At 70.5% G+C, this 26,070-nt stretch carries 29 protein-coding genes; 14 read left to right on the forward strand and 15 right to left on the reverse strand.

The genetic code is table 11. The features are described 5' to 3' along the window. The first annotated feature begins 93 nt into the window (after nt 1-93). On the forward strand, nt 94-3,996 hold the full coding sequence (locus tag EXE50_RS15630; RefSeq protein ID WP_137705510.1) for a PAS domain S-box protein: 3,903 nt from the start codon (nt 94-96) through the stop codon (nt 3,994-3,996). Nucleotides 3,997-4,088: 92 nt separating this feature from the next. Here the strand turns inward: EXE50_RS15630 and EXE50_RS15635 are convergent, their stop codons facing one another. The 4 genes from EXE50_RS15635 to EXE50_RS15645 form a co-directional block, all read right to left on the reverse strand. After that, a complete protein-coding gene (locus EXE50_RS15635; protein ID WP_053771288.1) occupies nt 4,089-4,490 on the reverse strand; it encodes a DUF4864 domain-containing protein in 402 nt (133 codons plus the stop codon). A 58-nt stretch (nt 4,491-4,548) separates the two neighbouring features. After that, nucleotides 4,549-5,082 (reverse strand): hypothetical protein, encoded by a 534-nt coding sequence (locus EXE50_RS17805; RefSeq protein WP_241982689.1) that lies wholly within the window; start codon nt 5,080-5,082, stop codon nt 4,549-4,551. 33 nt (nt 5,083-5,115) lie between these two features. Further along, nucleotides 5,116-5,421, reverse strand: a complete 306-nt coding sequence (locus tag EXE50_RS17810) for a hypothetical protein (protein ID WP_241982690.1) — start codon at nt 5,419-5,421, stop codon at nt 5,116-5,118. A gap of 148 nt (nt 5,422-5,569) precedes the next feature. Beyond that, nucleotides 5,570-5,782, reverse strand: coding sequence for a hypothetical protein (locus EXE50_RS15645; RefSeq protein ID WP_077152272.1), 213 nt, complete (start codon nt 5,780-5,782; stop codon nt 5,570-5,572). A gap of 304 nt (nt 5,783-6,086) precedes the next feature. On the opposite strand from EXE50_RS15645, the gene EXE50_RS15650 reads away from it, so the two are divergent. From EXE50_RS15650 to EXE50_RS15680, 7 genes are all read left to right on the forward strand, one after another. After that, the gene (locus EXE50_RS15650; RefSeq protein ID WP_053771291.1) at nt 6,087-7,397 is read left to right on the forward strand and encodes a sulfatase; all 1,311 of its coding nucleotides are present in this window, start codon (nt 6,087-6,089) and stop codon (nt 7,395-7,397) included. A gap of 322 nt (nt 7,398-7,719) precedes the next feature. Next, nucleotides 7,720-8,553 carry an MBL fold metallo-hydrolase gene (locus tag EXE50_RS15655; RefSeq protein WP_053771292.1) on the forward strand — a complete coding sequence of 278 codons (834 nt, stop codon included), beginning with the start codon at nt 7,720-7,722 and terminating at the stop codon, nt 8,551-8,553. Between the two features lie 93 nt (nt 8,554-8,646). Further along, the gene (locus EXE50_RS15660; protein ID WP_137705511.1) at nt 8,647-10,389 is read left to right on the forward strand and encodes an alanine-zipper protein; all 1,743 of its coding nucleotides are present in this window, start codon (nt 8,647-8,649) and stop codon (nt 10,387-10,389) included. 108 nt (nt 10,390-10,497) lie between these two features. Further along, the gene (locus EXE50_RS15665) at nt 10,498-11,403 is read left to right on the forward strand and encodes a hypothetical protein (RefSeq protein ID WP_053771294.1); all 906 of its coding nucleotides are present in this window, start codon (nt 10,498-10,500) and stop codon (nt 11,401-11,403) included. A 418-nt stretch (nt 11,404-11,821) separates the two neighbouring features. After that, on the forward strand, nt 11,822-12,202 hold the full coding sequence (locus EXE50_RS15670) for a DUF5805 domain-containing protein (RefSeq protein ID WP_137705512.1): 381 nt from the start codon (nt 11,822-11,824) through the stop codon (nt 12,200-12,202). Beyond that, entirely contained in the window at nt 12,195-13,226 is a 1,032-nt protein-coding gene (locus EXE50_RS15675; protein WP_137705513.1) for a tyrosine-type recombinase/integrase, read from the forward strand. Before EXE50_RS15670 ends, EXE50_RS15675 begins: the two co-directional genes overlap by 8 nt. A 249-nt stretch (nt 13,227-13,475) precedes the next feature. Continuing rightward, a complete protein-coding gene (locus EXE50_RS15680) occupies nt 13,476-14,348 on the forward strand; it encodes a phosphatase PAP2 family protein (protein ID WP_199241377.1) in 873 nt (290 codons plus the stop codon). A 123-nt stretch (nt 14,349-14,471) separates the two neighbouring features. Here the strand turns inward: EXE50_RS15680 and ftsY are convergent, their stop codons facing one another. From ftsY to EXE50_RS15730, 10 genes are all read right to left on the reverse strand, one after another. Next, nucleotides 14,472-15,563 (reverse strand): signal recognition particle-docking protein FtsY, encoded by a 1,092-nt coding sequence (gene ftsY / locus EXE50_RS15685; protein ID WP_121599455.1) that lies wholly within the window; start codon nt 15,561-15,563, stop codon nt 14,472-14,474. Nucleotides 15,564-15,578: 15 nt separating this feature from the next. Then, complete coding sequence (gene pfdA, locus EXE50_RS15690) at nt 15,579-16,037, reverse strand: prefoldin subunit alpha (RefSeq protein ID WP_053771298.1); 459 nt, start codon at nt 16,035-16,037, stop codon at nt 15,579-15,581. Next, a complete protein-coding gene (gene rpl18a, locus EXE50_RS15695; RefSeq protein ID WP_053771299.1) occupies nt 16,037-16,213 on the reverse strand; it encodes a 50S ribosomal protein L18Ae in 177 nt (58 codons plus the stop codon). The genes pfdA and rpl18a overlap by 1 nt, the downstream gene beginning before the upstream one ends. A 97-nt stretch (nt 16,214-16,310) precedes the next feature. Further along, nucleotides 16,311-17,126 carry an ABC transporter permease gene (locus tag EXE50_RS15700; protein WP_137705515.1) on the reverse strand — a complete coding sequence of 272 codons (816 nt, stop codon included), beginning with the start codon at nt 17,124-17,126 and terminating at the stop codon, nt 16,311-16,313. Beyond that, nucleotides 17,123-18,091 carry an ABC transporter ATP-binding protein gene (locus EXE50_RS15705; RefSeq protein ID WP_137705516.1) on the reverse strand — a complete coding sequence of 323 codons (969 nt, stop codon included), beginning with the start codon at nt 18,089-18,091 and terminating at the stop codon, nt 17,123-17,125. The genes EXE50_RS15700 and EXE50_RS15705 overlap by 4 nt, the downstream gene beginning before the upstream one ends. A gap of 75 nt (nt 18,092-18,166) precedes the next feature. Beyond that, on the reverse strand, nt 18,167-18,832 hold the full coding sequence (locus EXE50_RS15710) for a translation initiation factor IF-6 (protein WP_053771302.1): 666 nt from the start codon (nt 18,830-18,832) through the stop codon (nt 18,167-18,169). Between the two features lies 1 nt (nt 18,833). Continuing rightward, nucleotides 18,834-19,112, reverse strand: a complete 279-nt coding sequence (locus tag EXE50_RS15715) for a 50S ribosomal protein L31e (RefSeq protein WP_053771303.1) — start codon at nt 19,110-19,112, stop codon at nt 18,834-18,836. Continuing rightward, on the reverse strand, nt 19,113-19,265 hold the full coding sequence (locus EXE50_RS15720; protein ID WP_004050128.1) for a 50S ribosomal protein L39e: 153 nt from the start codon (nt 19,263-19,265) through the stop codon (nt 19,113-19,115). A 94-nt stretch (nt 19,266-19,359) separates the two neighbouring features. Continuing rightward, nucleotides 19,360-20,478 carry a M20 family metallopeptidase gene (locus EXE50_RS15725; protein WP_053771304.1) on the reverse strand — a complete coding sequence of 373 codons (1,119 nt, stop codon included), beginning with the start codon at nt 20,476-20,478 and terminating at the stop codon, nt 19,360-19,362. Between the two features lie 76 nt (nt 20,479-20,554). Further along, on the reverse strand, nt 20,555-20,839 hold the full coding sequence (locus EXE50_RS15730) for a DUF357 domain-containing protein (protein WP_053771305.1): 285 nt from the start codon (nt 20,837-20,839) through the stop codon (nt 20,555-20,557). Between the two features lie 79 nt (nt 20,840-20,918). On the opposite strand from EXE50_RS15730, the gene EXE50_RS15735 reads away from it, so the two are divergent. From EXE50_RS15735 to EXE50_RS15760, 6 genes are all read left to right on the forward strand, one after another. After that, on the forward strand, nt 20,919-21,782 hold the full coding sequence (locus tag EXE50_RS15735) for a DUF6498-containing protein (RefSeq protein ID WP_137705517.1): 864 nt from the start codon (nt 20,919-20,921) through the stop codon (nt 21,780-21,782). A 61-nt stretch (nt 21,783-21,843) separates the two neighbouring features. Next, entirely contained in the window at nt 21,844-22,617 is a 774-nt protein-coding gene (locus EXE50_RS15740) for an RNase P subunit p30 family protein (protein WP_137705518.1), read from the forward strand. Then, nucleotides 22,601-23,224: a class I SAM-dependent methyltransferase gene (locus EXE50_RS15745; protein ID WP_137705519.1), complete on the forward strand. Its 624-nt coding sequence runs from the start codon at nt 22,601-22,603 to the stop codon at nt 23,222-23,224. The genes EXE50_RS15740 and EXE50_RS15745 overlap by 17 nt, the downstream gene beginning before the upstream one ends. A gap of 10 nt (nt 23,225-23,234) precedes the next feature. Then, on the forward strand, nt 23,235-23,714 hold the full coding sequence (locus EXE50_RS15750) for an Rpp14/Pop5 family protein (RefSeq protein ID WP_137705520.1): 480 nt from the start codon (nt 23,235-23,237) through the stop codon (nt 23,712-23,714). 4 nt (nt 23,715-23,718) lie between these two features. Continuing rightward, the gene (gene psmA / locus EXE50_RS15755) at nt 23,719-24,498 is read left to right on the forward strand and encodes an archaeal proteasome endopeptidase complex subunit alpha (RefSeq protein ID WP_137705521.1); all 780 of its coding nucleotides are present in this window, start codon (nt 23,719-23,721) and stop codon (nt 24,496-24,498) included. Between the two features lie 66 nt (nt 24,499-24,564). After that, on the forward strand, nt 24,565-25,431 hold the full coding sequence (locus EXE50_RS15760) for an SDR family oxidoreductase (protein ID WP_137705522.1): 867 nt from the start codon (nt 24,565-24,567) through the stop codon (nt 25,429-25,431). A gap of 15 nt (nt 25,432-25,446) precedes the next feature. On the opposite strand, the gene EXE50_RS15765 is transcribed toward EXE50_RS15760, so the two are convergent. Next, nucleotides 25,447-25,968 (reverse strand): hypothetical protein, encoded by a 522-nt coding sequence (locus tag EXE50_RS15765; protein WP_053771312.1) that lies wholly within the window; start codon nt 25,966-25,968, stop codon nt 25,447-25,449. Between the last annotated feature and the right edge of the window lie 102 nt (nt 25,969-26,070).

Here is a 26,070-nt window from a genome sequence, read left to right on the forward strand (position 1 = left end):
GACCGCTCTGGGACGGTCGTGCGCGTTCGTGGATTTATCACGGCTAAGAACTGGCGGGAATGATTGATATCGCCGCTTCACCGAGAGATATCAATGAGTACTGCGAGCGACGAGCGCCCGGAGCCGATTCGCGTCCTGTACGTGAACGGCGACGCCGACTTCGCCGCGCTCACGCGGGCGAAGCTCCGACGGCTCGGGTCGGGTCTCGAGGTCGCGACAGTCGATAGCGCGGAGGCCGCGCTCGAACGCGTCGCGGCGTCGTCGGTCGACTGCCTCGTCACCTCGTACTCGCTTCCGGACGGAACCGGGATCGACCTCTTAGAGCGTATCGCGGACGAAGGGGCGGCCCTGCCGACGATCCTCTTCACCGGCCGCGGGAGCGAGCGGATCGCGAGCGAGGCGACGCGGGCGGGCGTGTCGGACTACGTCCCGATCCACGGGACCCACGACGGCTTCGATCTCCTCGCGCGCCGGGTCCGGACGCTGGTCGACGCCGCGCGCACCGAGGCGGCCGCCGAGCGGCTCTCCGACCGCTTTCAGCGGACGCTCGAACGCGCTACGGACGCGATCTACGCGGTCGACGAGGAGTGGCGCGTGGAGTATATGAACGAGAAGATGGCCGACCGGGTCGGTCGGAACGCCGAGGCGGTCGTCGGGAACACCATCTGGGAGGAGTTCCCGTCCATCGTCGGCACGGAGCTCGAAGAGCGGTACCGAACCGCGATGGAGACCGGCGACCCGGCGGTCTTCGAACAGTGGCTCGGCGAGCCGTTCGAGTACTGGGTCGAGGTGCGCGCCTTTCCCGACGCGGACGGGATGACGGTGTTCTCCCGAGAGATCACCGACGAGTGGGAGCGCGAGGTGGAACTGGAGCGCAACGAGGCGGTCTTGGAGAACGTCCACGACGTGGTGACGGTCATCGACGAGGACTGGGAGATCCGCTTCGCCAACGCCGCCGCGAACCGAGTGCTGGGCGACCGGCGATCGGCGGACATCACGGGAGAGCGGTTGAACGCGCTCGTCGGGGACCGCGTCAGCGAGGCCGACGCCCGAGCGTTCTCGCGCGCGGTGGAGTCGACGCTCGACGAGATGACGAGCGACGGCGGCGTTAGCGGCTTCTACGACGCCGACCTCCAACTCGACGCCGCGGTCGGGGGGGCGGAGCGCACGTTCGACGTGCGGCTCACGCCGTTCCGACGACACCGGCGGACGCAGGTGCTCGTCGTCGCACGGGACGTGACGGACCAGAGCGAGACCAAGCGCCAGCTGCGCCGCGAACGGGACGCCTTGCGGCGGATTCAGCGCGTTATGGCCGAGAGCGACCCCTCGTCAGCGGCCCGCATCGAATCGCTGCTCAAGGTGGGGTGTGACGCGCTCGGCCTCGATATCGGTATCGCCTCGCGGATCCGCGACGAGGACTACGCGGTCGAGGCCGTTCACGCTCCGGACGCCGACATCGCCGTCGGCGACCGGTTCGACGTCAACGCGACGTACTGCGAGGAGGTGATCGCGGCGGACGGGGTCCGAGCGTTCGCGGACGCGCACGACCGCGGGAAGGGGTCGCATCCCGCGTACCGAGCGCTCGGGCTGGAGTCGTACATCGGCGCGCCGCTCGACGTCGACGACAGTCGGTTCGGTACGCTCAGCTTCTCCAGCCCCGCGACGCGGGCCGCGCCGTTCGGGGCGCTCGAACGGACGTTCGTCGAGCTGCTGGCGCAGCTCGTCGGCGCCGAGCTCTCCCGGGCGCGCGAGCGCGCCCAGTTACAGCGACACGAGTTCCTGTTCGACCGGGTCCAGGATATCGCGGCGATCGGCGTCTGGGAGTACTACCCGTCGAGCGACGAGCTCACGTGGTCCGACGGGGTCCGGCGGATCCACGGCGTCGACGACGAATACGAGCCGTCCCTCGACGACGGCATCGAGTTCTACCACCCGGACGACCGGGCGACGATCACCGAGGCGGTCGACGCCGCCGTCGAGGGCGGCGGCTCCTACGACCTCGACCTCCGGATCGTGCGGAGGGACGGCGCCGTCCGCGACGTCCGGGCGTGGGGCGAGTACGTCGCGGACGCTCGCTACGGCGAGGCCGCCCTCCGAGGCGTGTTTCAGGACGTCACCGAGCGGAAAGAAGCGCAGCGCGACCACCGGAGGCTCGCGGAGGAGTACGAGGCGCTGCTCGCGACGTCCGGCGACGCGATATTCCTGCTTGACGTGGACACGGCGGGCGAGGAGCCGTCGTTCGAATTCGCTCGGCTCAGTCCGGGGTACGAGGACCAGACCGGGCTCTCGACCGCGGACGTGCGAGGGAAGACGCCGCGGGCGGTGTTCGGCGACGAGCGGGGGGCCGAACTCGAGGCCAACTACGCCCGCTGCGTCGAGGCGGGCGGCCCGATATCGTACCGCGAAGAGCTCGACTTAGACGCCGACGCCCGGTTCTGGGAGACGAGCCTCGCACCCGTGACCGTCGACCGCGAGACGCTGCGGATCGTCGGTATCGCGCGGAACGTGACCGACCAGGTCGGGCGGGAACGCGATCTTCAGGCCTCGAACCGCCGGCTGGAGTCGCTGTTCGAAGCGACGCCGCTCTCCGTGGTGGAGGTGGACGCCGACGGAACGATCGTCCGCTGGAACGAAGAGGCCGAGACCATGTTCGGCTGGTCATGCGACGAGGTCGTCGGCGAGCGGCTCTCGGACGTCACGGCTGGCGAGCGGAACGCGCTCAGGGACCACTGCCAGCGCGCCCTGCGCGGCGAGCGGGTTCGAGCGGCGGAGATCCGACACGAGACGAAGGCCGGAGCGGAGTTGGACCTGCTCCTGTCGGTCGCGCCGATTCCGAGCTCGGACGGCGAGGTCGCGAGCACGCTCGCCGTCGTCGAGGACATCACCGAACAGAAGCGGTCGGAGGCGCGACTCAGAGCGCTCCAGGACACGGCCCAGCGGCTCAGCGCCGCCGAGTCGACCGAGGCGATCGCGGCCGTCGCCGTCGACGCCGCGGCCGAGGTCCTCGACCTCGAGATCACCGCGCTCTGGGAGTTCGACGCGGCGGCGGACGCGCTCGTCCCGGTCACGGAGACGGACCCGGCGGCCGACCTGCTCGGGGAGCCGCCGCGATTCGCGAGCGGCGAGGGGCTCGCGTGGGAGGCGTTCGAGTCCGGCACCGCCCGGGTGTACGACGACGTCCGGAACGCGGACGGGCGGTACAACCCCGACACCGCGATCGAGAGCGAGATCCTCGTGCCGCTGGGGGAGCACGGACTCATGATCACCGGCTCCACCGCCCCGCGAGAGTTCTCCGAGACCGACGCGGACCTGTTCCGGATCCTCGGCGCGACCGTCGAGGCGGCCCTCGCCCGCGCGAGCCGTGAAGCGGAACTACACCGGCAGAACGAGCGCCTCGACGAGTTCGCGAGCGTCGTCGCGCACGACCTCAGAAACCCGCTCGCGGTCGCACAGGGATTCCTCGATCTCGCCGAGGAGACGGGCGACCCGGACCACTTCGAGCGCGTCGGGTCCGCCCTCGATCGGACCGAGCGCCTCGTGGACGACCTGCTCGCTCTGTCGCGCGGCGAGACCGCGGTCGAGGACGCAGAGGCGGTCGACCTCCAGGCCGTGACGACGGAGGCGTGGGGGTACGTCGACACGGCGGCGGCGTCGCTCGCGGTCGCCGACGGGCTCCCGACGGTCACCGGCGACCCGGGCCGGTTGACCCAACTCTTCGAGAACCTCTTCCGGAACGCCGTCGAGCACGGCGGTCGGGACGTCTCGGTCACCGTGGGCGGCGCGGACGACGACGGGTTCTACGTCGCGGACGACGGGCCGGGGATCCCGCGAGCGCGACGCGACGAGGTGCTTCGCCACGGCGTCACGTCGAGCGCGGAGGGGACGGGGTTCGGCCTCTCGATCGTGGCCGACATAGCGAGGACGCACGGGTACGTCGTCTCGGTGGAGGAGAGCGCCGACGGCGGTGCGCGGTTCGAGTTCGCTCGGAGCGACTGACCCGAGTGGCGGTCCGGTCGGGCGCCGCGCGCCCGGTCACCGGACCCGCGCGGTGAGGTCGGTGAGAAGCGCCGCGCGCGCCGAGCGCCGCGTCACTCCAGCGCGACCCGGTCGGTGAGCCAGTGGCCGTCGAGGTCGCCGTCGCGAGCGCTCGACAGGCCGAACGCGTACGTGACGGTGCGGCCGTCCGGGCCGGTCAGCGTGACGCGCTGTTCCGCCCGGCTCCCGCGGCGCTCCAGCGCCCCCGTCGTGGCCTCGACGTGGTCGATCATCGGGGCGTACCGCGGGCCGCGGACCATCCGGACGAAGCGGTCGAACGGCCCGGTCGCCCGCCTGTTCGCCGGCGACGCGAAGTTGTACGCGACGGCGATCCCGGCGTCCTCGAACGGGTCGTCGTTCGAGGCGAGCGCCCCGAGTTGGATCGAGACCACCTCCTCCGGGGAGTGAGACGGGTCGGGGGTCGGGACCCCGTCGATCGGGTGCCGGTCGCACATCGGAATACCGCGTCTTAGCGCGCGAACGGCTTGAATTCTCGGCTTCGTCGCCGACGCGTCAGGCCGACAACGACGTGAGAATCCCGTTAAGCGTCTCGAGCTCCGAGGGGTCTCTGGCCACCTCGGCCGCGGTCTCGGCGATCGCGGTCCGGTCGACGAACTCCAGTCCGTCGCCGTACACCGCGAGCACGGGCTCGTCTCTGAACTCGCCGATCGGTCGCGCGCGGACGCTCTCGACGGGGACGTAGGGGCCGTCGGGGAGCGTCGCCGCGTCGGCGTGCGTCGTCGGGAGGTCGGCGCGGTGGACGCCGACCAACACGTGCCCCGGGAGGAACGCGAGCGCCGTCCGGTACCCGAAGGGCGGCTGCGAGAGCATCCCGACGAGGAGGTACGTCAGGTCCTCGCAGTCCCCGCCGGCGTCGACGAGCGTCTCCGGAACCGCGCGGACGTAGTCCGGGACCCCCTTCGACGCCGTGTCCGTCACGTAGGGGAGGGAACGGACGAACGAGACCGCGCGCTCGAACCGCGCCGTGTCCGGGAACGCCACCCCGTTGCGATTTTCGAGGGCGTTCGCGGCGTCGATCCGCTCCACGAGCCGGCGGGCGTGGGGATCGGTCCGGGCCGACTAGAGCGCCGAGAGGTACCCGCGCGGGCGGCGGGCGGCGGCCGCGTACGCCGGTCGCGGAACGGAGAGGTCGACGCTCCACCGTCGTCCCCGGCCGTCGGTCCAGTCGTACGTCAACGCGTACCGCCCGCCGACGCGGTTTCTCGCGACGCCGTCGGCCGCGTCGAGCGACCTGGGGGTCGCGGCGCGGCCCGGCGACGGCGTGACGGCCGACGAGTACAGGCGGGAGAGCCCCCCGAGAGCGGAGGCGACCAGCCCGAGCGCGCACTGCGCGACGCCACGCCGGAGCAGTTCGCGCCGTTTCACGGGTGCCTCGCGGCAACCGTCGCTCGGTCGGCGGGCGGTGCGAACGGCGTCTCCGCCACGCTTTCTGGTCGCTGTGACCATCCTCCCAGTCGCCCGCGCTCGGGGAGTCGAACGCGTCGTGGGCAGCACACGCGCGCGGGACGACGAGTCACCGGAACCACCTGGCCTCGATCACGCAGTCGGCGTTCACCGTCAGCCAGGTGGCCATCTTCTCGTCTCCGGAGGCGCCGACGGGGTACACGGTGACCCGATCCGGGCCGGCGGGCCGCGTGTCGGCCCGCGAGGTCAACTCGGTCTGGACTGGGCCCGGTTCGCGCTCCGCTGCGGTCTCGTGCGGCGTCTGGTCGCTGTCGGAGGACACGGGTGGATCGACCGGGACCACTCGGAGCCGCCGCTTGAACTCTTATAATAGGCGACCCGACGCGGCGGGAGTCGACCGGAGCGGTATATAGCGGTGCGAGGCCTCCGGACCCCGCCGCGCGTCCGGCTCCATGGGGCCGGTCCACTCCGGCGCGTCTTCGGCGCTCCGCCGGGCGAGGCCGGCTGGGGACCCCTCCACCGCGCTCGGTTGCGCTCGGGAGCGCTCTAAACCGCTCGAGCGGGAAACGGTACCATAATATATAATATTTGATAAGAATCAATAGCCGGCGGTCGTCAGCGGGGGTATGGGACGTGATCGCTCCCCGAACGTGTTGCTCGTCGTGTTGGACTCGGTCCGCGCGAAGAACTGTTCGCTGTACGGCGCGGCCCGGACCACGACGCCGTTCCTGGAGTCGCTCGCCGAGGAGGCCGTCACGTACGCGCAGGCGAGAGCGCCGTCGAACTGGTCGCTGCCCAGCCACGTGAGCGTCTTCACCGGGCTGGAGGCACACGAGCACCGGCTCACCGTCCACGACCGACTTCGCCCGGGGAACACGGTCTTCGAGTCGCTCGCCGAGGACGGGTACGAGACCGGCCTGTTCACCGAGAACGGATTCCTGAACGGTCACGATTCGGGGATCGAGGAGTGCTTCGGGACGGTGGGAGGAGTCCCGGAGGAGTACGACGACGCGTACGACACCGCCTCGCTCAATCCCGGCCCGGACGGGTTCTACTACGCTGACCGACTGCTCGACTGGACGGCCGAGCGCGACGGAGCGTGGGCCGCGTGTCTGAACCTGATGGACGCTCACCGACCGTTCGAGCCGCGCGCGGCGTACGACGAGTGGGGCGACGAGCGCGCCCGCGACCTACAGGCGGACCTCGACGTCCGCTGGGAGTGGGAGTTCTACGGCTCGACGCACCCGTACTGGCGGCTCGGCGGTCTGGAGTCGCTCTACGACGGCGGGATCCGGCAGGCCGACGCCGTCGCCGAGCGGGTGGTCGAGACCCTGCGACGTCGGGGCGAACTCGACGACACGCTCGTGGTCGTCTGCGGCGACCACGGAGACGGCTTCGGCGAGCCCGGTCACCTCTCGAACGAACCCCACGCCGTCTCGCACATCATCCCGATGCACGAGGAGCTGCTCCACGTCCCGCTTCTCGTCCGTCCCCCGGGCGGCGCCGACGGCGAGGTGTGTCACCGCCCCGCCGCGCTGACCCGGTTCCCGTCCGTGGTGGCGGCCCACGTCGCGGGCGAGCCGCCGGAGGCCGGCTTCGCCGCCGAGCGCGTTCTGTCGCTGAAGCAGCCGGTCACCGCGGACCTGCGCGACCGGTTCGAGGACGCCTGCGAGGACGTGACCCCGTTCACGGCCGCGAGTCACGCCGTGTACACGAACGAGACGGGCAGGGGAGTCCGCAAGCGGTACCACTGGGGCGACGAGGGGCTGGAGGCGTCCGTCTCCGGCCCCGGCGACTTCGCGCCGCGTCGGGAGATCGATCCGGCCACGGTCACGGACGCGTTCGAGGACTCGGAGGCCGACGTTCGGGAGCCGATGGGCGGTCGGCAGGCGACGGAACAGGCGAAAGAACAGCTCGCTGCGCTCGGGTACTACTGACGCGGCGCGGTCGCCGTCGCCCGGCGGCCGGTCGCGGGGGGGTCCGTCGCGACGGACGAAGCCGGCGGCCCGAGCGTCCTCGCCGGCGGACGGTCTGCCCCGGGCGAAGAGCGAAAGCACCACGGGCTCGGCCCCGTGGCCGGATTTTCGAGCCCAGAACGGGGCGTCCGGAACGTCGGTCGCTGGCCACCAATTCGATATAGCGACATGAGATATACGAGTCGCGCTGACGACGAAAATACGTCGTCCTTCGAGCGACGGAAGTTGACTGATTCGGCGGAACTCCGGAATTATTACCCCCGCCGCCCGCGCAGCGATGCTCATGGTTGAGTCCGACTGGGGCGACTGGCTGCCGCGCGCGGTGGCCGACGCCGACCCCGACACCGCTGCGCTGTGGTACCTGGGTTGTAACGGCTTCGCGATCAAGGGGAGCGAGGGGACGGTCCTCTGGATCGACCCCTACGTCGGCACGGGCGACCCGCCGCGGACGGTCCGAATGGTTCCGGTCCCGTTCGACCCCGCCGACGTTGAGGTCGCGGACGCGGTGCTGGCGACTCACGAGCACACGGACCACGTCCACGGCCCCTCGCAGGCGCCGATCCTAGAGAACACCGACGCGGACCTCGTCGCGCCCGACGACTCGCTCGCGGTCGCGCGCGAGGAGGAGCGGTGGACCGAGGAATACGACGTGAGCGAGGCGGCCTTCACCGAGGTCACTGAGGGCGACGAGCTACGCGTCGGCGAGTTCACCGTTCACGTCGTCGAGACGCACGACGCAGACGCCACGCACCCGGTCGGCTACGTGATCGAACACGACGCCGGGACGGTGTTCCACGCCGGCGACAGCAAGCCCTCGCCCTCGTTCGCCAGGCTCTCGGAGCGGTTCGACATCGACCTCGGAATCCTCGCGTTCGGTTCCGAGGGCACGATACCCGACAAGGAGACGGGCGAGCCGGTTCAGACGAAGTGGTACAGCGACGAGAACGAGGTCGCGACGGCGGCGAACGACCTCGGCTTGGACCGCCTGGTGCCGACCCACTGGGACATGTGGAAGGGACTGACGGCCGACCCGACCGCGCTTCACGACCACGTGCGGAGCTACGAGTCGCCGAACCGGCTGGAGATAGTCGAGATCGGCGACCGGATCGACCTGTAAACGGGAGTCGAGCGGCCGATTTGTCGACGTTTCGGTTATCAACCACGAAACGCGGCCCGTGGAATTTAAGCCCTTGCTCCGGGACGTGCGGGTATGAGCGAACGGACGGCGGAGGCGGCCACGACCGTCGACGAGGACGGCATCCGCGTCGAGAAATCCTTCACTGACGACGCGTTCCCCGTGCCCGCGGTGATGTACACCCTCTCTTCGCACCGCGAGGACCCCGTACGGGTGCGTATCGTCGACCGGATCCCGGAGTCGTTTCCGATGGACCGAGTGGGGTTCCACCCGGAGTACGAGAGCGAGAACTGGACGGCGTACAAGGACCACCGCGTGGAGTTCGAACGGGTGATAGACCCGGACGAGACCGTCGAGACGGTGTTCGGGATCCGCGACGAGGACCCCGACCTCGACGGCTTCCTCGGCACGCCGGTGATCGAACACGTCCCCGTCGGCGAGGAGATAGAGGACGTCCTCGGCGCCGGCGACACGGACGCGGTCCGCGAGGTGCTCTCCGGCGACCGCGCGACGCTCCCGGGCATGGCGGAGGACGACGAGCTGCTCCCGGACGACCGGGCCCAGGAGCGTGCCGAGGAGCCCGACTCCGAGGCCGTTTCCGATGCCGAGGAGTCCGACGCGGAGTCGACCGAGCCACCGGAGACAGACGCCGAACCGGAGTCCGCTACCCCCGAACCCCGACCCGTCGAGGCGGAGACGGCCGCCGTGACGGCACACGAGGGAGAGCCCGTCGGCGCAGCGGTGGCAGAGAGCGAGTCTTCCCCGGACGAGGAAGCAGAGACGGCGACCGACGATATGCCCGAGGAAGCGCCCGAGGCGGACGACACGGACGCTGAGGAGCCTCACGAGGACGAGGCGGACGAGGAGAGAGCGGTCGAGGACGACGGCCAGGCGGCGAGGCTACCGGGCGAGGGCGGCCTCGCGGCGGCCCTCGCGGCCGAGATCCGTACCGGCGCGGCCGACGAGGAGGACATCGCGACCATCGAGGAGGCGTTCGAGGCCGACGTGCCGCGCAGCGTCGACGTGCGGATCGCCCGCCTCCAGTCGAGCGTGGCCGACATCGAGGCGTACGCCGACGCGCTCGCGGAGTTCATCGACGGCGAGGGCACGGCGCGGGAGATCCTCGACGGGATCGACGAGCGCGTCGACGCCGTTGAGGCGGAGGTCGACGCCCTCGACGACCGCCTGGACGAGGCTGACGACGAGCGCGAAACGCTCGCCTCGGACGTCTCGCGCGTCGACTCCGAAGTCGACGCCGCCACGGACGCGGTCGACGAGGTGGAGGACCGCGTGGACGCGGTGGCGGACGACGTCGAGACGGTCGAGAGCGACGTTCGGGCGGTTGAGGACGACGTCGCAGCCGTCGACGACAGCGTCGAATCGGTCCGGGACGCCGTCTCGACCGTCGAGACCGACATCGAAGACCTCGCCGCCGACGTGGACCGGGTCGAGGGAGAGGCCGACGCCGTCGCGGAGTCGGTCGACGACCTGGGAGACGACGTGGAAACCCTCTACGAGGAGGTCGACAGGGCGGCCGAGCGCGCCGAGAACGCCGAGGAGACGGCCGAGAGCGCGGAGGACCTCGCCGCCGACGCGACGGAGCGCGTGGACGAGGTCGAGTCCGGGCTCGACCGCTTCGACGAGGAGTTCGACGACCTGTGGGACGACCTCGCGGAGGTGGACTCGCGGCTCACCGACATCGAGGACCGCATCGGCGAGGACCTCGACGACGTGGCGGCCGAGATCGAGGAGATCAACGACCACCTCGACGAGCTCGACGAGTTCCGGACCAGGCTCAACGAGGCCTTCGGCCCGTAAGTCGGCCGCTCTCGACGCTGCGCAGCCGTTTCGGAGGGGAGCAGTCGCGAGCCGCCGTTCCGGTTCAAAAACGCAACCCGTTTCACCCGCCCGTCCGCAGATCGCTCAATGACAGATCCGGTTCCGGTCGCGGTCCCGCGGAAGGGACGCCCGCTCGAAGCGGTGTTAGAGCGGATCGCGGCCGTCGCGGACGGCGACCGCCTCGACCGGCTGGCGGACGGCGTGAGCAACACGCTCCGGTACGAGAAGGCGGTCACGAAGGGCTCCGTCGACGCCGACGCGGGCCCGTACGAGCGGCTCGCCGAGTACTCGGACCCGGCGACCGCCGCCGAGCCCGAGTTCACGCTGCTTCGCGACGACCGAAACGGGAAGCCGCGTCGGATCGTGTTCGACGCCGCGACGGTCGATCTGGGCGACGTGACAGTCAAACTCGTCGGCCGCGAGGAGCCGTTCCGCGCGCTCCGGACCCACGAGTTCGCGCTCGGATTCGACTCCGCGGACCTCGTCTTGGAGGAGGTGGTCGGCATCCGGGAGGGCGGCCTCGGCGACATCGCGGACATCAACGACCGCATCGACCCGGTCGACACCGACGTGCGCGTCGTGTCCGGCCTCGGTGACACCGTGTATCACACGCTGATGGGACGCGAGGACCGACGCGCGCCGAACACGACCTTCGATCGCGGGTACCTCGCCGACTACGAGGGGCCGCTGTGTATCTCGCCGCGGTACGAGCGCCTGGTCACCGCGGTGCTGGGCACCGACGCGCTCGACGGCGTGGAGTTCGTCTATCCCGACGCCGACGAGGAGGAGGAGGCGGCCATCGCTCGGGTCGGCCTCGGCGTCTACCTCACCGTCACCGGCTCGACGGCCCGGGAACACGGCCTCGCCGTCGGCGAGCACCTCTTCCCGAGCGAGACGGTCCTGATGCGTAACGCCGCCGAGACGGACGAATCGGTCTCTCGCGTGCTCGGGGCGTTCGAACGCGAACCGACCGACTCGGAGATACGCGTCTGAGTCCGGGTATCGTATAGCGGCATGAGATATACTCGTCGCGTCTGAACTGGATCCGACCTCGTCGCGCTGGCCTCGGTCCGTGTTTTCGTACCGGCAGTGACAGGAACTCCAGTCGATACGTCTCGGCGGTAACCTCTGTCGACGAAGGTCGTCCAGTTCGTGCCGTGTTCTCGAACAGTCCGACGGAATCGGTTAGCCGACTCCCTGGGAGGACGTGTCTCGGTGACCCTCGCATGGAAGCGATCGGGCCTACTGTATATCTGGAAGTGTAGTACTACAAATCCCAGATAGCAGTACTACAAGGTAAGATATACATCTAATACCGACGAAAACAGAGTGCCACACACCGAGATAAATTCACTTATCCGCAAATCTGGGATAGATTGAAGTTGGGAGCGCGAGAACGCTCGCTCTAAGGATGGCAGGGGATCGACAGTCGGTGAAGACGTACGTGCCGACGGATCAAAAAGAGATCTGGCGCAATCACGCCGACGAACTGGACATGTCGCTGAGCGAGTTCGTCAGGACGATGGTACAGGCCGGCCGCAAAGGGTTCGCGCCGAGCGAGTCGGCGACCGACGAGGGACCCGCTTCCGAGGGCTCCAACCCCGGGGGTCACGACCTCGAAAGGCGTGTCCGCGCGGCTCTCGAATCCGGCCCTCGATCGTGGGACGAACTGGTCCAAGCCGTGGTCGGTGACGTGGAGGACGAACTGGAGGAGACGCTCGACGAGCTCCAGGATCGCAACCGCGTTCGATACAGCGGGCGAGACGGGGGGTACGTGTTGACCGATGAGTAGCACGCGCGCGGCCCCCGATCCCGACGACCCGGTCGGATACTTCCTCGAGGACCTCACCTACCACGGAAAGACGGACCGGACCAGGGCGGCGTACGAGCGCGTCCTCCGGCGGTTCGAGGCGTTCCTCGACGAGAGCGGCCCGGCGTCGGCGACTCACCGCGACTGTATGGCGTTCGTCCACTCGCTTCGGGGCGACGTCGCCGACAGCACGGTCGCGACGTACGCCGCCTACCTCCACCGGTTCTACGGGTACATGACCGAGGTGGGCGCCTTCGAGGGCAATCCGATGACGCTGGTGATGGAGGAGATGGACGAGACCGTCGACAAGGACCCCGCCCGACGCGACGTCTCGATCCCGGCCATGCAGTCGTTCGTGGCCGAGATCCGTCACCCGCTCCACCGGGCGCTCGTGGTGACGCTTTTGAAAACCGGGATGCGGGTCGGCGAGCTGTGTAACCTCGATTTACGGGACTTATCCGTCACGGACCCGGACCTAGAGGCGGCCTACGCGCTCGGCGACCGACCCGCGCTATCCGAGCGTCCGGACTCGGTCTTCGTGACGGCCGACGCGGCCGTCGGCGAGGAGTTGAACGGGGAGGTGCGCACGGCCGCGAACAAGCGGAAGCGGGGGACCGTGATCCCCGTCGACGACGAGCTCCGCCGGGTGCTGAAGGCGTGGCTCGCGGTTCGACCGGACTCGCCGTCGCCCGCGGAACCGCTGTTCGTCGGCACCGCAGAGGGCTGGGGCGAGCGGCTGCGACCGCAGGCGGTCAGACACGTCGTCGAGCGCTACGCCCGCGAGGAAGGATGGTATCGGACCGGCGGCGGCGCGGACGAGAACGTCACGCCCCACTACTTCAGACACTTCTTCACGACGCACCTCCGCGATAGGACCGGCGACCGCGGGGCGGTGAAGTACCTCCGCGGCGACGTGGCCGACGACGTAATCGACACTTACACGCACAACTGGGGCGACCAGGTGCGCGAGGTCTACGAGGCGAACGTCTACCGACTGCTCCCGTAATCGACTCAAATTTGGTCGGGTAGAAAGCGACGAATTCTGTTCCAGGGCGAGTAGATAAATTGTATGTCGCTATATCGAAATTCTGCCTCGATTCGCTCACGTCCGATCGACCGATCGCGGCAGTTAGGCAGGCGACCCCGTCGGAACGTGAACGGTAGCGGCGCCAGCAGCAGCTCGCGTTACCCTGCTGTACCGGTGTACTCCGACACCGTGTCACTCATGTGGCGCGAAGACGGTGAGGGAGGGACGATGGCGCTCCTCAGAGTGACCGCCCTCACCGGCCTCTCGGTTATCGTCGGGTCGGCGGTCACAGCCCTCCTCTGTGTCGGGCCTCGACAGCTGTCCCGCGCGACGAACGACCTCGGCCACCGCGCTCGCGACGTCGCGCCGTACCTCGCAGCGGCGCTGGGGTTACTGGCGGTCAAACAGCTCACCCAGGGGTACCGGATCCGGATCTCTCGCGCGCTCGACTGGCACATTACGGACGAGCTGTACGCTATCGAAGGAGAGTTCGTCACCGCGCTCCAGCGTGCGACGCCGGACGCGACGCTCGAACTCTTCTCGGCGGCGTACATGCTCGGGTTCGCTGTCCTCCTCGTCGCCGGGCCGGCGGTCTACTTCCTCGCCCGGGAGGGCGGGCAGCGACACCTGAAGGAACTGCTCGTCGCCTACATGGTGAACTACGCGGTCGGGACGCTCTGTTACACGCTGTTCGTCGGGTACGGACCGCGCAAGTACCTCGACTCGGTCGACGGACTGCTGTATCAGTTCTACCCCGAGACGCAGGAGCTGACGGCCGCGGTCGCGTCGAACACGAACGTCTTCCCCTCCCTCCACGCCTCGCTCTCCGTGGCGGTGGCCGCCGTCGCGTGGCGCTCTCGGCAGCGGTTCCCGCGATGGACGTGGATCGCCGGCGCCCTCGCCGCGACCGTCGTCTACTCGACGATGTACCTCGGGATCCACTGGGCGACCGACGTCGTCGCCGGCGCCGTACTCGGCGCGGGTTCGGCGGCCATCGGGGCGCGGATCGTGACCCGCGCCGAGCGCCGGGCGCCCGGCGAAGGTCCCGATCGACTCGACGGGCCGACATCCGAGCCGGAGCCGACGCCTGGCGACGACTGAACGAGCCGGGGGCCGGAGCCCGTCGACCGAGCGGGGCGATGGACGCGTCCCGAGAGCCACGGCTCGTGAGTCGTGAGACGTGACGAGCGGGCTCGGGCCGGCGGGGTCGGGGTCGGCAGTCCGCTACTCCTCGTCGAGGAGGCTCTCGACGAGTTCCTCGGGGTCGAACAGCGTGATGTCGCCGTACCCCTGTCCGGTGCCTAAGAAGAGGATGGGCTTGCCCGTGACGTACGCGACCGAGATGGCGGCGCCGCCCGAGGAGTCGGCGTCGGCCTTCGTCAGGATGGCGCCGTCGATCGCCGCGGCATCGTCGAACTCCTTCGCGCGGTTCACCGCGTCCTGCCCCGCGACCGCCTCGTCGACGAACAGCGTCATGTCAGGGTCGACGACGCGGTCTATCTTCTCCAGTTGGGCCATCAGGTCGTCGCTCGTGTGGAGCCGGCCCGCCGTGTCGCCGAGTACGACGTCGACGCCGTTCGCCTCGGCGTACTCGACGCCGTCGTAGATGACGGCCGCCGGGTCGCCGCCCTGGTCGTGGCTGATCAGGTCGCGGTCGAGCCGGTCGGCGTGTTCGCGGATCTGCTCGTTCGCGCCCGCGCGGTAGGTGTCGCCGTTCGCGAGGACGGACGAGTAGCCGCGGTCGGCGAGCCACTCGGAGAGCTTCGCGATGCTCGTCGTCTTGCCCACGCCGTTGACGCCGGTGAAGACGATGGTGACCGGCTTGTCGGCCTCGGCGATCCGCTGCTCGAAGTCGAACTGGCCGACGGCGATGACGTCGAGCAGGGCGTCGTGAAGCGCTTCCTCGACGAGCTCGCCGGTCGTCTCGACCTGCTTGCGCGACTCGCCGAGCATGCTCTCGCGGACGCTGTCGAGGATCTGTTCGGCGACGCTCATCTCCACGTCGCTCTCCAGCAGGGCCATCTCGAGGTTCCACAGCGGCTCCTCTAAGTCCTCCTCCTCGATGATGATCCGGCCCGTCGCGAACGCCTTCGCGCGCTGGAAGGTGCTCGGCTCGTCGTCCGACGCCGAGTCGTCGTCGGTCTCGCTCTCGTCCGCTTCGGACGCGTCACCGACGGCCGCCGGTCGGGCCTCGTCCGCGTCGGCGCCGCTCTCGGCGGTCGCCGCCTCGTCGTCGGGAGGCGCTTCCTCGGTCTCGGTCGACTCCTCGACGTCCTCGCGGAAGCCGGAGAGCTTGTCTTTCAGTCCGTCGAACACGGTCGGATCCCCGTCTTACTCCCCGTCGTCTTCCTGCGCCTGCTGCATCTGCTGCATCTGCTGTTGCTGCATCTGCTGTTGCATCTGCTGGGCCTGCTGTTCGAGCTCGTCGCTCTCGGACTCCAGCTCCGCGACCTCGTCTTCGGTCTCGTCGATGCGGTCGTCGAGCGCCTCCTGCTTGCTCCGGAGGACGTCGATGGCGTCGTCCTGCTCCTGCTCCGCGGAGTAGTTGCCGCCGAGCGAGACGATGACCTCGTCGATGTCCTGGACCTCGGCGCGGAGGTAGGCGCCGCCGCCGAGCGGGACCTGGACCGTCGAGCCCGTGTCGAGCGTCTCGATGGCCTCGATCGCGTCGTCGATGTCCGCCTTCTCCTCGCGGTAGTCGGCGATCTCGGCCTCGAGGGCCTCTATCTCCTCGTCGAGCGCCTGGATCTCCTGCGAGAGCTGCTGAAGCTGCTGTTGTCCGCCGCCCATCATGCCTCGGACACCTCCTCGATCTCGATCTGGGTGCGCTTGCGGTTGTGCTGGCTCCCGACCGTGGTGTAGATGCGCTCGCGGGCGAGGTCCTCGTTCTCCGCTTCGACGTCCTTCGTGAACGGCTGGTCGCCGTCTCGGCTCTGGAACCGTCCACTCACCGTGTAGGTACTCATGTTCCTTAATCCGGCAGGGACAGGGAAGTATCTTCCTAAAAGGGGACAGGCGGCAACGCCGGGGCGGAGGGGGCGCAGCGGCCGCGCAAGCCGGGTCTCACCCCGTGAGATCCGCGAGCCGGAACCGAACGGCGGCGAGCGCGACGAGGGCGGTCGTCGCCGCGAGCAGGACCGCGGCGCCCGTCGGGTCGTACTCGCCTAAGACGAGGACGGCAGAGGGGTCGTAGTGGGCCGTCGGGCTGACGTTTCCGACCTCGGCGTAGTCGGTGCTCGCGACGACGGACTCGAACATGAACAGCGCGAACAGCGCGCCGAGCGCGATCCGCTGGGCGATCCCCGGCCGCGACGCGAGCGTCGACACGGCGATGCCGAGCGCGACGCAGGTCAGGTGGTACGGGACCGCGAGCGCGTGGACCGCGGCGAGCCGTTCGACCGCGATGGTCTCCCCGACGGCGAGGACGCCGACGTACGCGACGACCGGGAGGACGACGTTGAGGAGCGCGACGAGCGGGATCAGACCGAGGAACCGCCCGATCACCACGTCGCGGCGGGCGACCGGCGCGGAGAGCGTGAGGTCCATCCGGCCGGAGGCGACGTCGCCGGCGATGGTCCCCCCGGCGAGGTACGCGAGGTAGAGGCCGACGAGAAGCAGCCACGCGAACTGATAGAACTCCACCGCGAGGAACCCCTCGATGGATGAGAAGGCGATGATCCCGAACGCCTCCCGGAACGCCGGCGGCAGCGCCTCGACGTACGCGTCGAGGTCGATGCCGGCGGTCGACAGCGACGGGTAGAAGGCCAGAAAGAGCAGCAGGAACGCTGAGAGGAGACCCGTCACGACGAGCGACCCGCGGGCGCGGCCGGCGGCGTCGTACCGCGCGATCGCGAGCCACGGTGCGGGGCGATCGCTCATCGGGCGTCACCTGCCGGCTCCGCGGCAGTGTCGCTCCGCGCGTCGTCGCCCGGCGCCCCGCCCGCTCCCCCGTTCCCGGTCGGGCCCGGCACGTCGCCGTCGTAGAAGGTCATGAACGCCTCTTCGAGCGGCGCGTCGACCACGTCGAGGTCCTGGACGGTGTACCTCGACAGCAGGTCGATCAGCGCGTCGTACTCGCCGGTCCACGTGAACGAGACGGTCTCGCCGACGCGGAGGTTCATAATCCCGCGGACCTCGAAGTCGCTCCTGTCGACGTCTTCGGCGATGCGGACGCGGACCTGCTTGCCTCCCCGAGAGCGGAGGTCCGAGACGGACTCGACCGCCACGAGGTGGCCCTGCCGGAGGACGCCGACGCGGTCGCAGAGCGCGGCCACCTCGCCGAGGACGTGCGAGGAGAGGAGGACGCTCGCCCCGTCGTCGACGCGCTCGCGAACGAGGGCGGCGAACTCCTCCTGGAGGAGCGGGTCGAGCCCGGAGGTCGGCTCGTCGAGCAGCAGCAGGTCCGGGTCGTGCATGAACGCGGCCACCAGCGCCACCTTCTGCCGGTTCCCCCGAGAGAGGTCCCCGATCCGGCGCGACTCGTCGAGGCCGAACCGCTCGACGAGGTCCTCGCGGCTCGACTCGCCGCGGAGCGCCGCCTGATGGTCGAGGAACGCCGCCGCGGTGCGGTCGCGGTCGAGCCCCGGGTCGCCCGGGAGGAACCCGATGCGCTCGCGGGCGCGGCGCGAATCGACCGGGTCGGTCGCGTCGTGACCGAGCAGCGTGGCGCCGCCGCTCGTCGGCGAGAGGAACCCCAGCATGGTGCGGATCGCGGTCGTCTTCCCCGCCCCGTTCGGGCCGAGGAAACCGAACACCTCGCCGTCCTCGACGGCGAAAGACACGTCTTCGATCCCTCGGACGTCGCCGTAGTACTTGGAGAGGTTGCGGCACTCGATAGCGGGCATACCGACCGCAACACGGCTGCGGCTCTTAAATGTAAGAGTGCGATCGGAACGAAGGAGAACGGAGCGCGGGACGGCTCAGTCGATGAAGGCGAGAGTCTCTTCGATGCGGCCCAGCTCGGGGCCGGTGGTGTCCTCGCCGACGACGTACCCCTCGTCGGTGGCGACGAGGCCGGAGCCGACGAGCGGGGCGCCGTAGTTGACGGTGCCGAGGTCGGCGCGGACGTCGAGCGCCTCCTCGACCGCCTGAAGCTCCGACTCGGTCGACTGGGGGTGGCAGAGCACGCCCGTGTTGTTGGCGACCGCCGCGGTCCCGACCGTGCGCACGTCGCCGAGGTCGCCCCGCGTCACCGGCACGTCGAGGGCGTCGGCGACCGTCCGGACCGCCTCGCGCGAGAGGTCCGGGTGGACGTACGCGCCCGAGTCGTTCGCGAGGACGACGTTCCCGGCGGCGTTGATTTCTCCCGGCAGCTCTCGCACCGGGACGCCCGCGGCGTCGGCGATCCGGTCCTTCTCGCGCTCGGTCGCCCGCGCGGAGACGAGGACGCCGTTCTCGTTGCCCGTCGCGAGCGCGCCGACCGTGTTCGACCCGCCGACCGTCGTCGGCAGCGGCTCGGCGCCGAGCTCCGCCGCGAGGTCCTCGGCGAGCCCCTCGTCGACGTCCGGCCGGACCAGCAGGAGGTCGTCGACGGCGCGGGCGAATACGCCCACGTACGACGAGCCGGTGAAGGTCGCCCGTAACACGTTACTCCGCGTGTTCGGCCTCGACGACCGGCTCGCCGTCCTCGACGAACCGAGCCGCGCGGACCCGCACCGAGCTGGGCGGGTTCTGTCTTCCGTTCGCCCAGACGGCCTCGTTGACGGAGCCGTCGATGATCACGTCGCCCTCGTCGACGGAGAAGTGCTTCGCGAGGTGCTGCCGCGTGATCTTCATGGCGTAGTCGGCGCGCTGCTGGACGGGCTTGTCTTTGGCGTCGCGGAGCGGCACGGTGACGACGCGCTCCTCGAAGTCGTTCGTCGACATTTACTCGTCCAGGTCGTTCCGGCGCCAGTTGCGCCGCTTGGGGTTTCGCGTCACGTTCATGTCAGTCTTCATCATGACCCACGCGGGGACGCGGGTGTTCTGGCGCTCCGCCTTCGCCAGACGCTTCTTTTGAGCCTTCGACTTGTCTCCCATAGTGGCGCTCACTTTCCGCGGAACGCATAAAACCCCTTCCATACGGGGCCGCGCGGGGCCCGCGGGAGCCGGACCGAGGCCGGCGTCGCGACCGCTACCGTTCCCGCTCGGCGATGCCCATGTAGATCCGGTAACAGCGGTCGAGGGCGTCGAGGCTCGCGCTCTCGGTGTCGGTGTGGGCCTCGCCGGGCTCGGAGGCGCCGCAGACTAAGCACTCGGTGCCGGCCTCCGCGAGCCACCCCGCGTCGGTCGCGTGCGGCTTGGTGACGTGTTCGGGCGCGTCGAGGCCGAGGTCGTCGTGGACCGCGCGGGCGACCTCGAGCGCGGCGTCCGCGAACGCGGCGTCGCCGCAGGCCATCGGCGGGAGGTCCTGGTCGACGACGAGTTCGACGCCCGGCGTCGCGTCCGCCACGCCGGCGAGGTCGGCGCGGCCGCCCGGCACGGTGCGCTCGTCGACCGTCGCCTCGCAGCGCTCCGGGATCACGTTCCACGTCTCGCCGCCGTCGACGACGGTGACCGCGAGCGACCCCGACACGTCGTTTCCGAGGACCGTCGCCCGCGGGGCGTCGAGGTCGCGGACCGCATCGATCGCGTCGCAGGCGCGGTAGATGGCGTTCTCGCCGGCCTCGGGCTCCGAGGCGTGCGCGGCCTCGCCGCGCGCGACGAGCCGCGAGCCCCGGCGCCCGCGGTGCGCGACGACCACGTCCGTGACCCCGGGCTTCGAGTAGTTCGTCGACCCCTCCGCGACGACCGCTCGGTCCGGCGCGAACCCGGCGTCGATGGCGTGTCTCGCGCCCTCGCCGCCGACCTCCTCGCCGACGAACGAGGCGAAGATCAGCTCCCGGTCGGCCGGCGGCGTCGCGTCCCGGAAGGCGCACATGGCGGCCGCGACCGATCCTTTCATGTCTGCGGTCCCGCGGCCGTAGATCCGGCCGTCGCGGCGCTCGACGACGTAGTCGCCGTCGAGTCCGTCGCCGGTCGTCTGCTCGGGGGCGGGCGGGACCACGTCGTGGTGGCCGACCAGCGCGAGCGAGTCGGCGTCCTGGCCGTCGGTCGCGCCCCGGTACGCGAGGACGTTGCCCGTCCCGTCGCGCTCGACAGTCGCGTCCGTCTCCGCGCGCAGCCACTCCTCGATGGCGTCGCCCGCGGCCGTTTCGTCCTCGTGAGAGGGGATCGAGACGAGCCGCTCGGTCAGGTCCGCGAGTTCGTCCATGCCACCAGTGGCGGTCGTCGCCGCTTAAGAGCGTCCCTCGCGGGCGCTCCGGGCGACCGGCCGCCGCGTCGCGGCCTCACGTCGTGAACAGCTCGGTGTCGTCGGGCACCGCGAACAGCCCGAGCCGCACCGCGGCGTCGAGCCAGCCGTAACCGTACGAGTACGACGCGAGCGCGTTCACCGGGTCGCCGTCGTCGCGGAAGTGGCGCCCGTCGTCGAGGTACGACTCGGCCATCTCGGTCACGTCGGCCGCGGCCTCGCCCAGGGGCGTGTCGGCCGGGGGGCGGGGTTCCGCGACCGCCAACGCGTCCGCGAGCATCCGCTCGTAGCGGTCCGTCTTCTCCTCCAAGTCGGCGGCCATACGCGGTGGTTCCCGCGAGCGAATAAAAAGGGCGGCGGGGTGGCGAGATTTATGTTCGACGCGAACCGGTACCGATACGATTCCCTCCGACGGATCACCGAGGTCCGACCGCGGCCCGTCGCGCCCGCTCGCCCCCACGGGTCGCGGGGCGCTGGCGCTCGTCGTCGCGACGAACCTCCTCCCGCTCGCCGGCGTGGTCGCGTTCGGCTGGCGCGTCGGCGAGCTGCTCGCGGTGTACTGGATCGAGGTGGCCGTTCTCGTCCTCGCTCACGCCGCCGCCGCGATGTTCGCCGAGCGACCGATCGTGTTGGCGGACCGCTCGTTCTACATCACCGGCTACGACGAGGACGCCGAGCGCGACGAGGTGTGGGAGCGCGAGCCGGAGCCGACCCGCCTCGTCCCGTGGCTCCCGCCGATCTACCGGCGGAACTTCCGCGTCGTCCGCCGCTCGCTCGGGGTGTTCGTCTTCCTCCTGTTCCCGCTCGTGCCGGTCGGCTGGGACGCGCTCTCGTATTTCACGTCCACGGTCGCGCTGGCGACGCTCGGCGTCTGCGGCGCGCAGGTCGCGGAGGTACGCCGGGAGTTCTTCGCCCAGCGCGCCTACGAGGAGCAGTCGCCGTACATGGTCGTCGAGGCCGCCCAGCGCGTCGTCTTCTTCTACTTCGTCATCGGCATGCTGACCGTCGTCCCCGTCACCGCCGGGATCTTCGCGATCGAGGCGGCGCTCGCTCCCGGACTGCTCGACCGCGTCGGCGACGCGTTCGGCGTCGGGGCCGTCCTCCTCCCGTACCTCCTCCCGATCACGCTCGCCAAGGCGGTCGTCGAGTGGGGGCGGCGGCGGGCGTTCCGCGAGGACGACCCCGACGGCGTCGCGACGTGGTTCACCGGCGAGGACCCGCGCCGCGAGTGGAAGAAGGAGGAGGAGTCCGCCGGCGAGGGGTGATTTGCGGATCGGGAGCGCCGAAAGCGCAACGCCGATACCCACGGCCGAGAAAGGAGGGGGCATGTACGAGGCCGTTCACGCCGCCCCCGACGGGGAGGCGACCGCCGCCCGCCAGGCGGCGACCGCCGCGCGACACGGCTACGACGGGATCGTCGTGCGGTCGCGCGACGCGCTGGACCCGGCCGACGACGGCTCCGCCGCGGCCGGCGACGCGAGGGGCTCGGTCGGAACGGGCCGCGCCGAGCGCCCGGTCCGCGACCCGACCGCCATCGGGGATGAGTACGGGATCGACGTGGTCGACGCGGTCGAGATCGACGCCGACAGTCCGACGAGCGCCTCCGGCGCGGTCGGGAACTACCGCTCCGACCGGACCGTCGTCTGCGTCGTCGGCGGCGACGACGCCCTGAACCGGTTCGCGGTTGAGCAGCCGCGCGTCGACGTGCTCGTCCGCCCCATGGCGGCCGGCGGCGACTTCAACCACGTCCTCGCGAAGGCGGCGCGCGACAACGGCGTCCGCGTCGAGTTCGACTTCGGGCCGGCACTCCGCGAGACCGGCGGGAAGCGGGTCCGGGCGCTCGCGGACCTCCGGAAGCTCCGCGAGATCGTCGACCACTACGACGCGCCGTACGTCGTGAGCGCGAACGCCCGCTCGCACCTCGAACTGCGGGCGCCCCGAGAGCTGGTCGCGGTCGGCGAGGCGGTCGGGTTCGACGCCGAGGCCGTCCGCGAGGGGCTCCGGGCGTGGGGCGAGCTGGTCGACCGCAACCGCGAGCGCCGCTCCGAGGGCTTCATAGAGCCGGGGGTCCGACGTGGCAGGTATGAAGAAGACGGTTGAGGAGCACGCCGAGCGGTTCTCGGAGAAGGCCGCGGAGTACGACGACTCGAAGAGCGAGGAGTACCACGCCTGCGCGAGCCTCGTGATCGACCACGCGGCGCCCGGCCCGGACGACGTGGTCCTCGACCTCGGCGCCGGCACCGGCGCCATCGCGCTCGCGGTCGCCGAGGACGCCGAGCGCGTCCTCGCGCGCGACATCAGCGAGGGGATGATGGACGAGGGGCGCCGGAAGGCCGACGAGCGCGGGCTCGACAACGTCGAGTTCGCGTACGGCGAGTTCCGCGGGCCCGAGGTCGACCCGGACCGGGGGGTCGACGTCGTCACCTCGAACTTCGCGCTCCACCACCTCGCGGACGACGAGAAGCGCGAGGCGATCCGGGTGATGGCCGAGACGGGCGCGCGCCGGATCGTCCTCGGCGACGTGGCGTTCTTCGAGGCGCCCGACCCCGACGAGCCGTTCTACAGCCCCGAGGTCGACGACCCCGCGACCGTCGGCACGCTCGTCGAGGCGTTCACGGCCGAGGGGTTCGCGGTGACCGCGGTCGAGCGCGTCCACGACCAGGTGGCGGTGATCGTCGCCGAGCGGATCCGGGAGCTCCCGGCGTGAGGGCCCCGTCGTGAAGCACCTCCCGAAACACCTACGGCCGCGGTGGCGGTACGTCGCGGTCGGCATCGAGTCGTGGGCGGACGCCGAGGTCGGTCGGCGGGCGTTCCAGCGCGCGCTGTGGTACAGCGCTGGCAACCTCCTCGGCGACGCCGGCAGCGCCGACGCCGACCTCACGCTGCTGTCGTTCGACCACGCGGACGGCAGCGGCGAGGCCGTCGTCCGCGTCAGGCACGGCCACGTCGACGACGCGCGCGCCGCGATAGCCTGCGTGAGCGAGGTCGACGGCGAGCCGGTCGGGATCCTCGTCAGGGGGATTTCGGGGACGGTGCGTGCCTGTGAAGAAAGATATATGGGTCGCGCGACCGCCAATTCGACACAGCGAGACGTCGCGTTCGAGGGCGCCGAGCGGACCGCGACCGTGCGCGGAGACGCGTGCGACGTGCGGACCGAATCGGGCCGCGTCGGCGCGACGACGTTCGACACCGAGTGATATCATGCAGGGCCAATCCCAACAGCAGGCGTACGACCGCGGCATCACAATCTTCTCTCCGGACGGCCGACTCTACCAGGTCGAGTACGCCCGGGAGGCGGTGAAGCGAGGGACGGCGAGCGTCGGCGTCCGCGCCGAGGACGGCGTCGTCCTCGCGGCCGACAAGCGCGCCCGCTCCCCCCTCATGGAGCCGGAGAGCATCGAGAAGCTCCACAAGGCCGACGACCACGTCGGCGTCGCGAGCGCCGGTCACGTCGCCGACGCGCGCCAGCTCATCGACTTCGCCCGGCGGCAGGCGCAGATCAACCAGCTCCGCTACGGCGAGCCCGTCGGCATCGAGACGCTGACGAAGAACATCACCGACCACATCCAGCAGTACACGCAGGTCGGCGGCGCGCGCCCGTTCGGCGTCGCGCTCATCGTCGGCGGCATCGAGGACGGCGAGCCGCGCCTGTTCGAGACCGACCCCTCGGGCACCCCCTACGAGTGGCAGGCGCTGTCGATCGGCTCGGACCGCAACGACCTCCGCGACTACCTCGAAGCGGAGTACGAGGAGGGCGTCTCGACGGACGAGGCGGTCGGGCTCGCGCTCGACACCCTCGCGCAGTCGAACGACGGCGAACTGGAGCCCGACGGCGTCGGCGTCGCGACGATCACCGTCGACGACCCCGAGTACGGCGAGCTGTCCGCGGACGACATCGAGGGGGTCCTTGACGAGCGGGACCTCCTCGCGACCGACGAGGACGAGGACGCCGCGGACGACGCCGAGAGCGACGAGGAGTAAGTCGTCGGCGCCGCGGGCGCGACGGCCGGCGCGTCTCCGGCTCGACCGCCGTCGGTCGGGAGAGTTATGGCGTCGGAGACTGACCGGAGACGCGTGCAGAAGACGGTACTCATCACCGGCTGTTCCTCGGGCATCGGCCGCGCCGCGGCGCACGCGTTCCTCGACGAGGGATGGACCGTGTACGCTACCGCGCGGAATCCGGCGGACATCGAGGCGCTCGGCGAGGCGGGCTGTGAGCTCGCCACGCTCGACGTCACCGATCGGGACGACATCGACCGCGTCGTCGAGCGGATCCTAGACGAGGAGGGCGCGATCGACGCCCTGATCAACAACGCCGGCTACGGCCAGTTCGGCCCGGTCGAGGACGTCACCACGGACCGCGTCCACGACCAGTTCGACGTGAACGTGTACGGGCCGCACCGGCTGATCCGCGCGGTTCTCCCCTCCATGCGCCGCGAGCGCGACGGGACCATCGTCAACGTCTCGTCGGTCGCCGGCCGGGTGTCGATCCCCGGCGGCGGCGTGTACAGCGGCTCGAAGTTCGCCCTGGAGGCGATGTCGGACGCGCTCCGCAACGAGGTGGCCGACCTCGGCATCGACGTGGTCGTCGTCGAGCCCGGCCCGGTGAAGACGAGCTTCTCCGAGCGCGCGGAGCGGGAGGCCGACCCCGAGGAGCGCGAAGGGATCGAGCGCACCGACGCCTACGCGGACTTCTACGCCATGTTCGAGGACGCGCAGCTGATGGGCGGCGACGGCCCGGGGGCCGTGGAGCCGGAGCTCGTCGCGCACGCCATCTACGACGCCGCGAGCGCGACCCAGCCCCCCGCGCGAGTCCAGCCCGGGACGGTCGCTCGCGTCGGCGTGCTCGCGCGGTTCGTTCCCGACGCGCTGATCGACCGGGTGTACGGCCTCGTCAGGAACGTCACGTCGTAGACGGCCGCGCGTCCGTCACTCGCTACCCCCCGCGTCGACCGCGAACGGGCTCTCTCCCTCCCGCCAGTCCCAGCCCGGCAGCCGCGTCTGGAACCCCGCCGCGAGCGCGGCGTCGAGGTCGTCCGCCCCCGCGGTGCCGGCGCCGTCTCGATCCGTCTCGGCCGTCGCGTCCCGGTCCACGTGAACGTCGGCGACGTGGAACGTCGCCTGCGCGAGCAGCGAGAGCGGGCGCCCGCCGGCGACCGTCGCCGCCAGCTCGCGGCCCAGCGCCTCGTCGACGACGAAGCCCGGGTAGTCGCCCTCGACGTCGAGGTCGCGTAAGAGCGCGACGCAGCCCGCGACGTTGACCGCGACCTCGCCGTCGGCGAAGACGGCGTCGACCTCGCGGCGGTACGCGTCGGGCGCGACCGCGTCCACGTCGGCGTCGAAGAGGCGACCGAGGCGGTCGCGGGTGTCGTTGAGTATCGGGACGACCACGTCGGCGCGGTCGCGGACCCAGGCGTGTTCGTCGCGGACCGTCTGCGGCGTGACGCGCATGGCCGGGCTTGGGTCGGCCGGGGCTTGCCCTTTGCGAAGGCTTTTATAACGGCGGGGCAGTACCGTGATCCAAGCGGGTTTTCGCTGGCTGTTCCCGCGTAC

Origin of the sequence: Halorubrum sp. ARQ200 (genome assembly GCF_005435115.1) — an archaeon.
GTDB lineage: Archaea > Halobacteriota > Halobacteria > Halobacteriales > Haloferacaceae > Halorubrum > Halorubrum tropicale.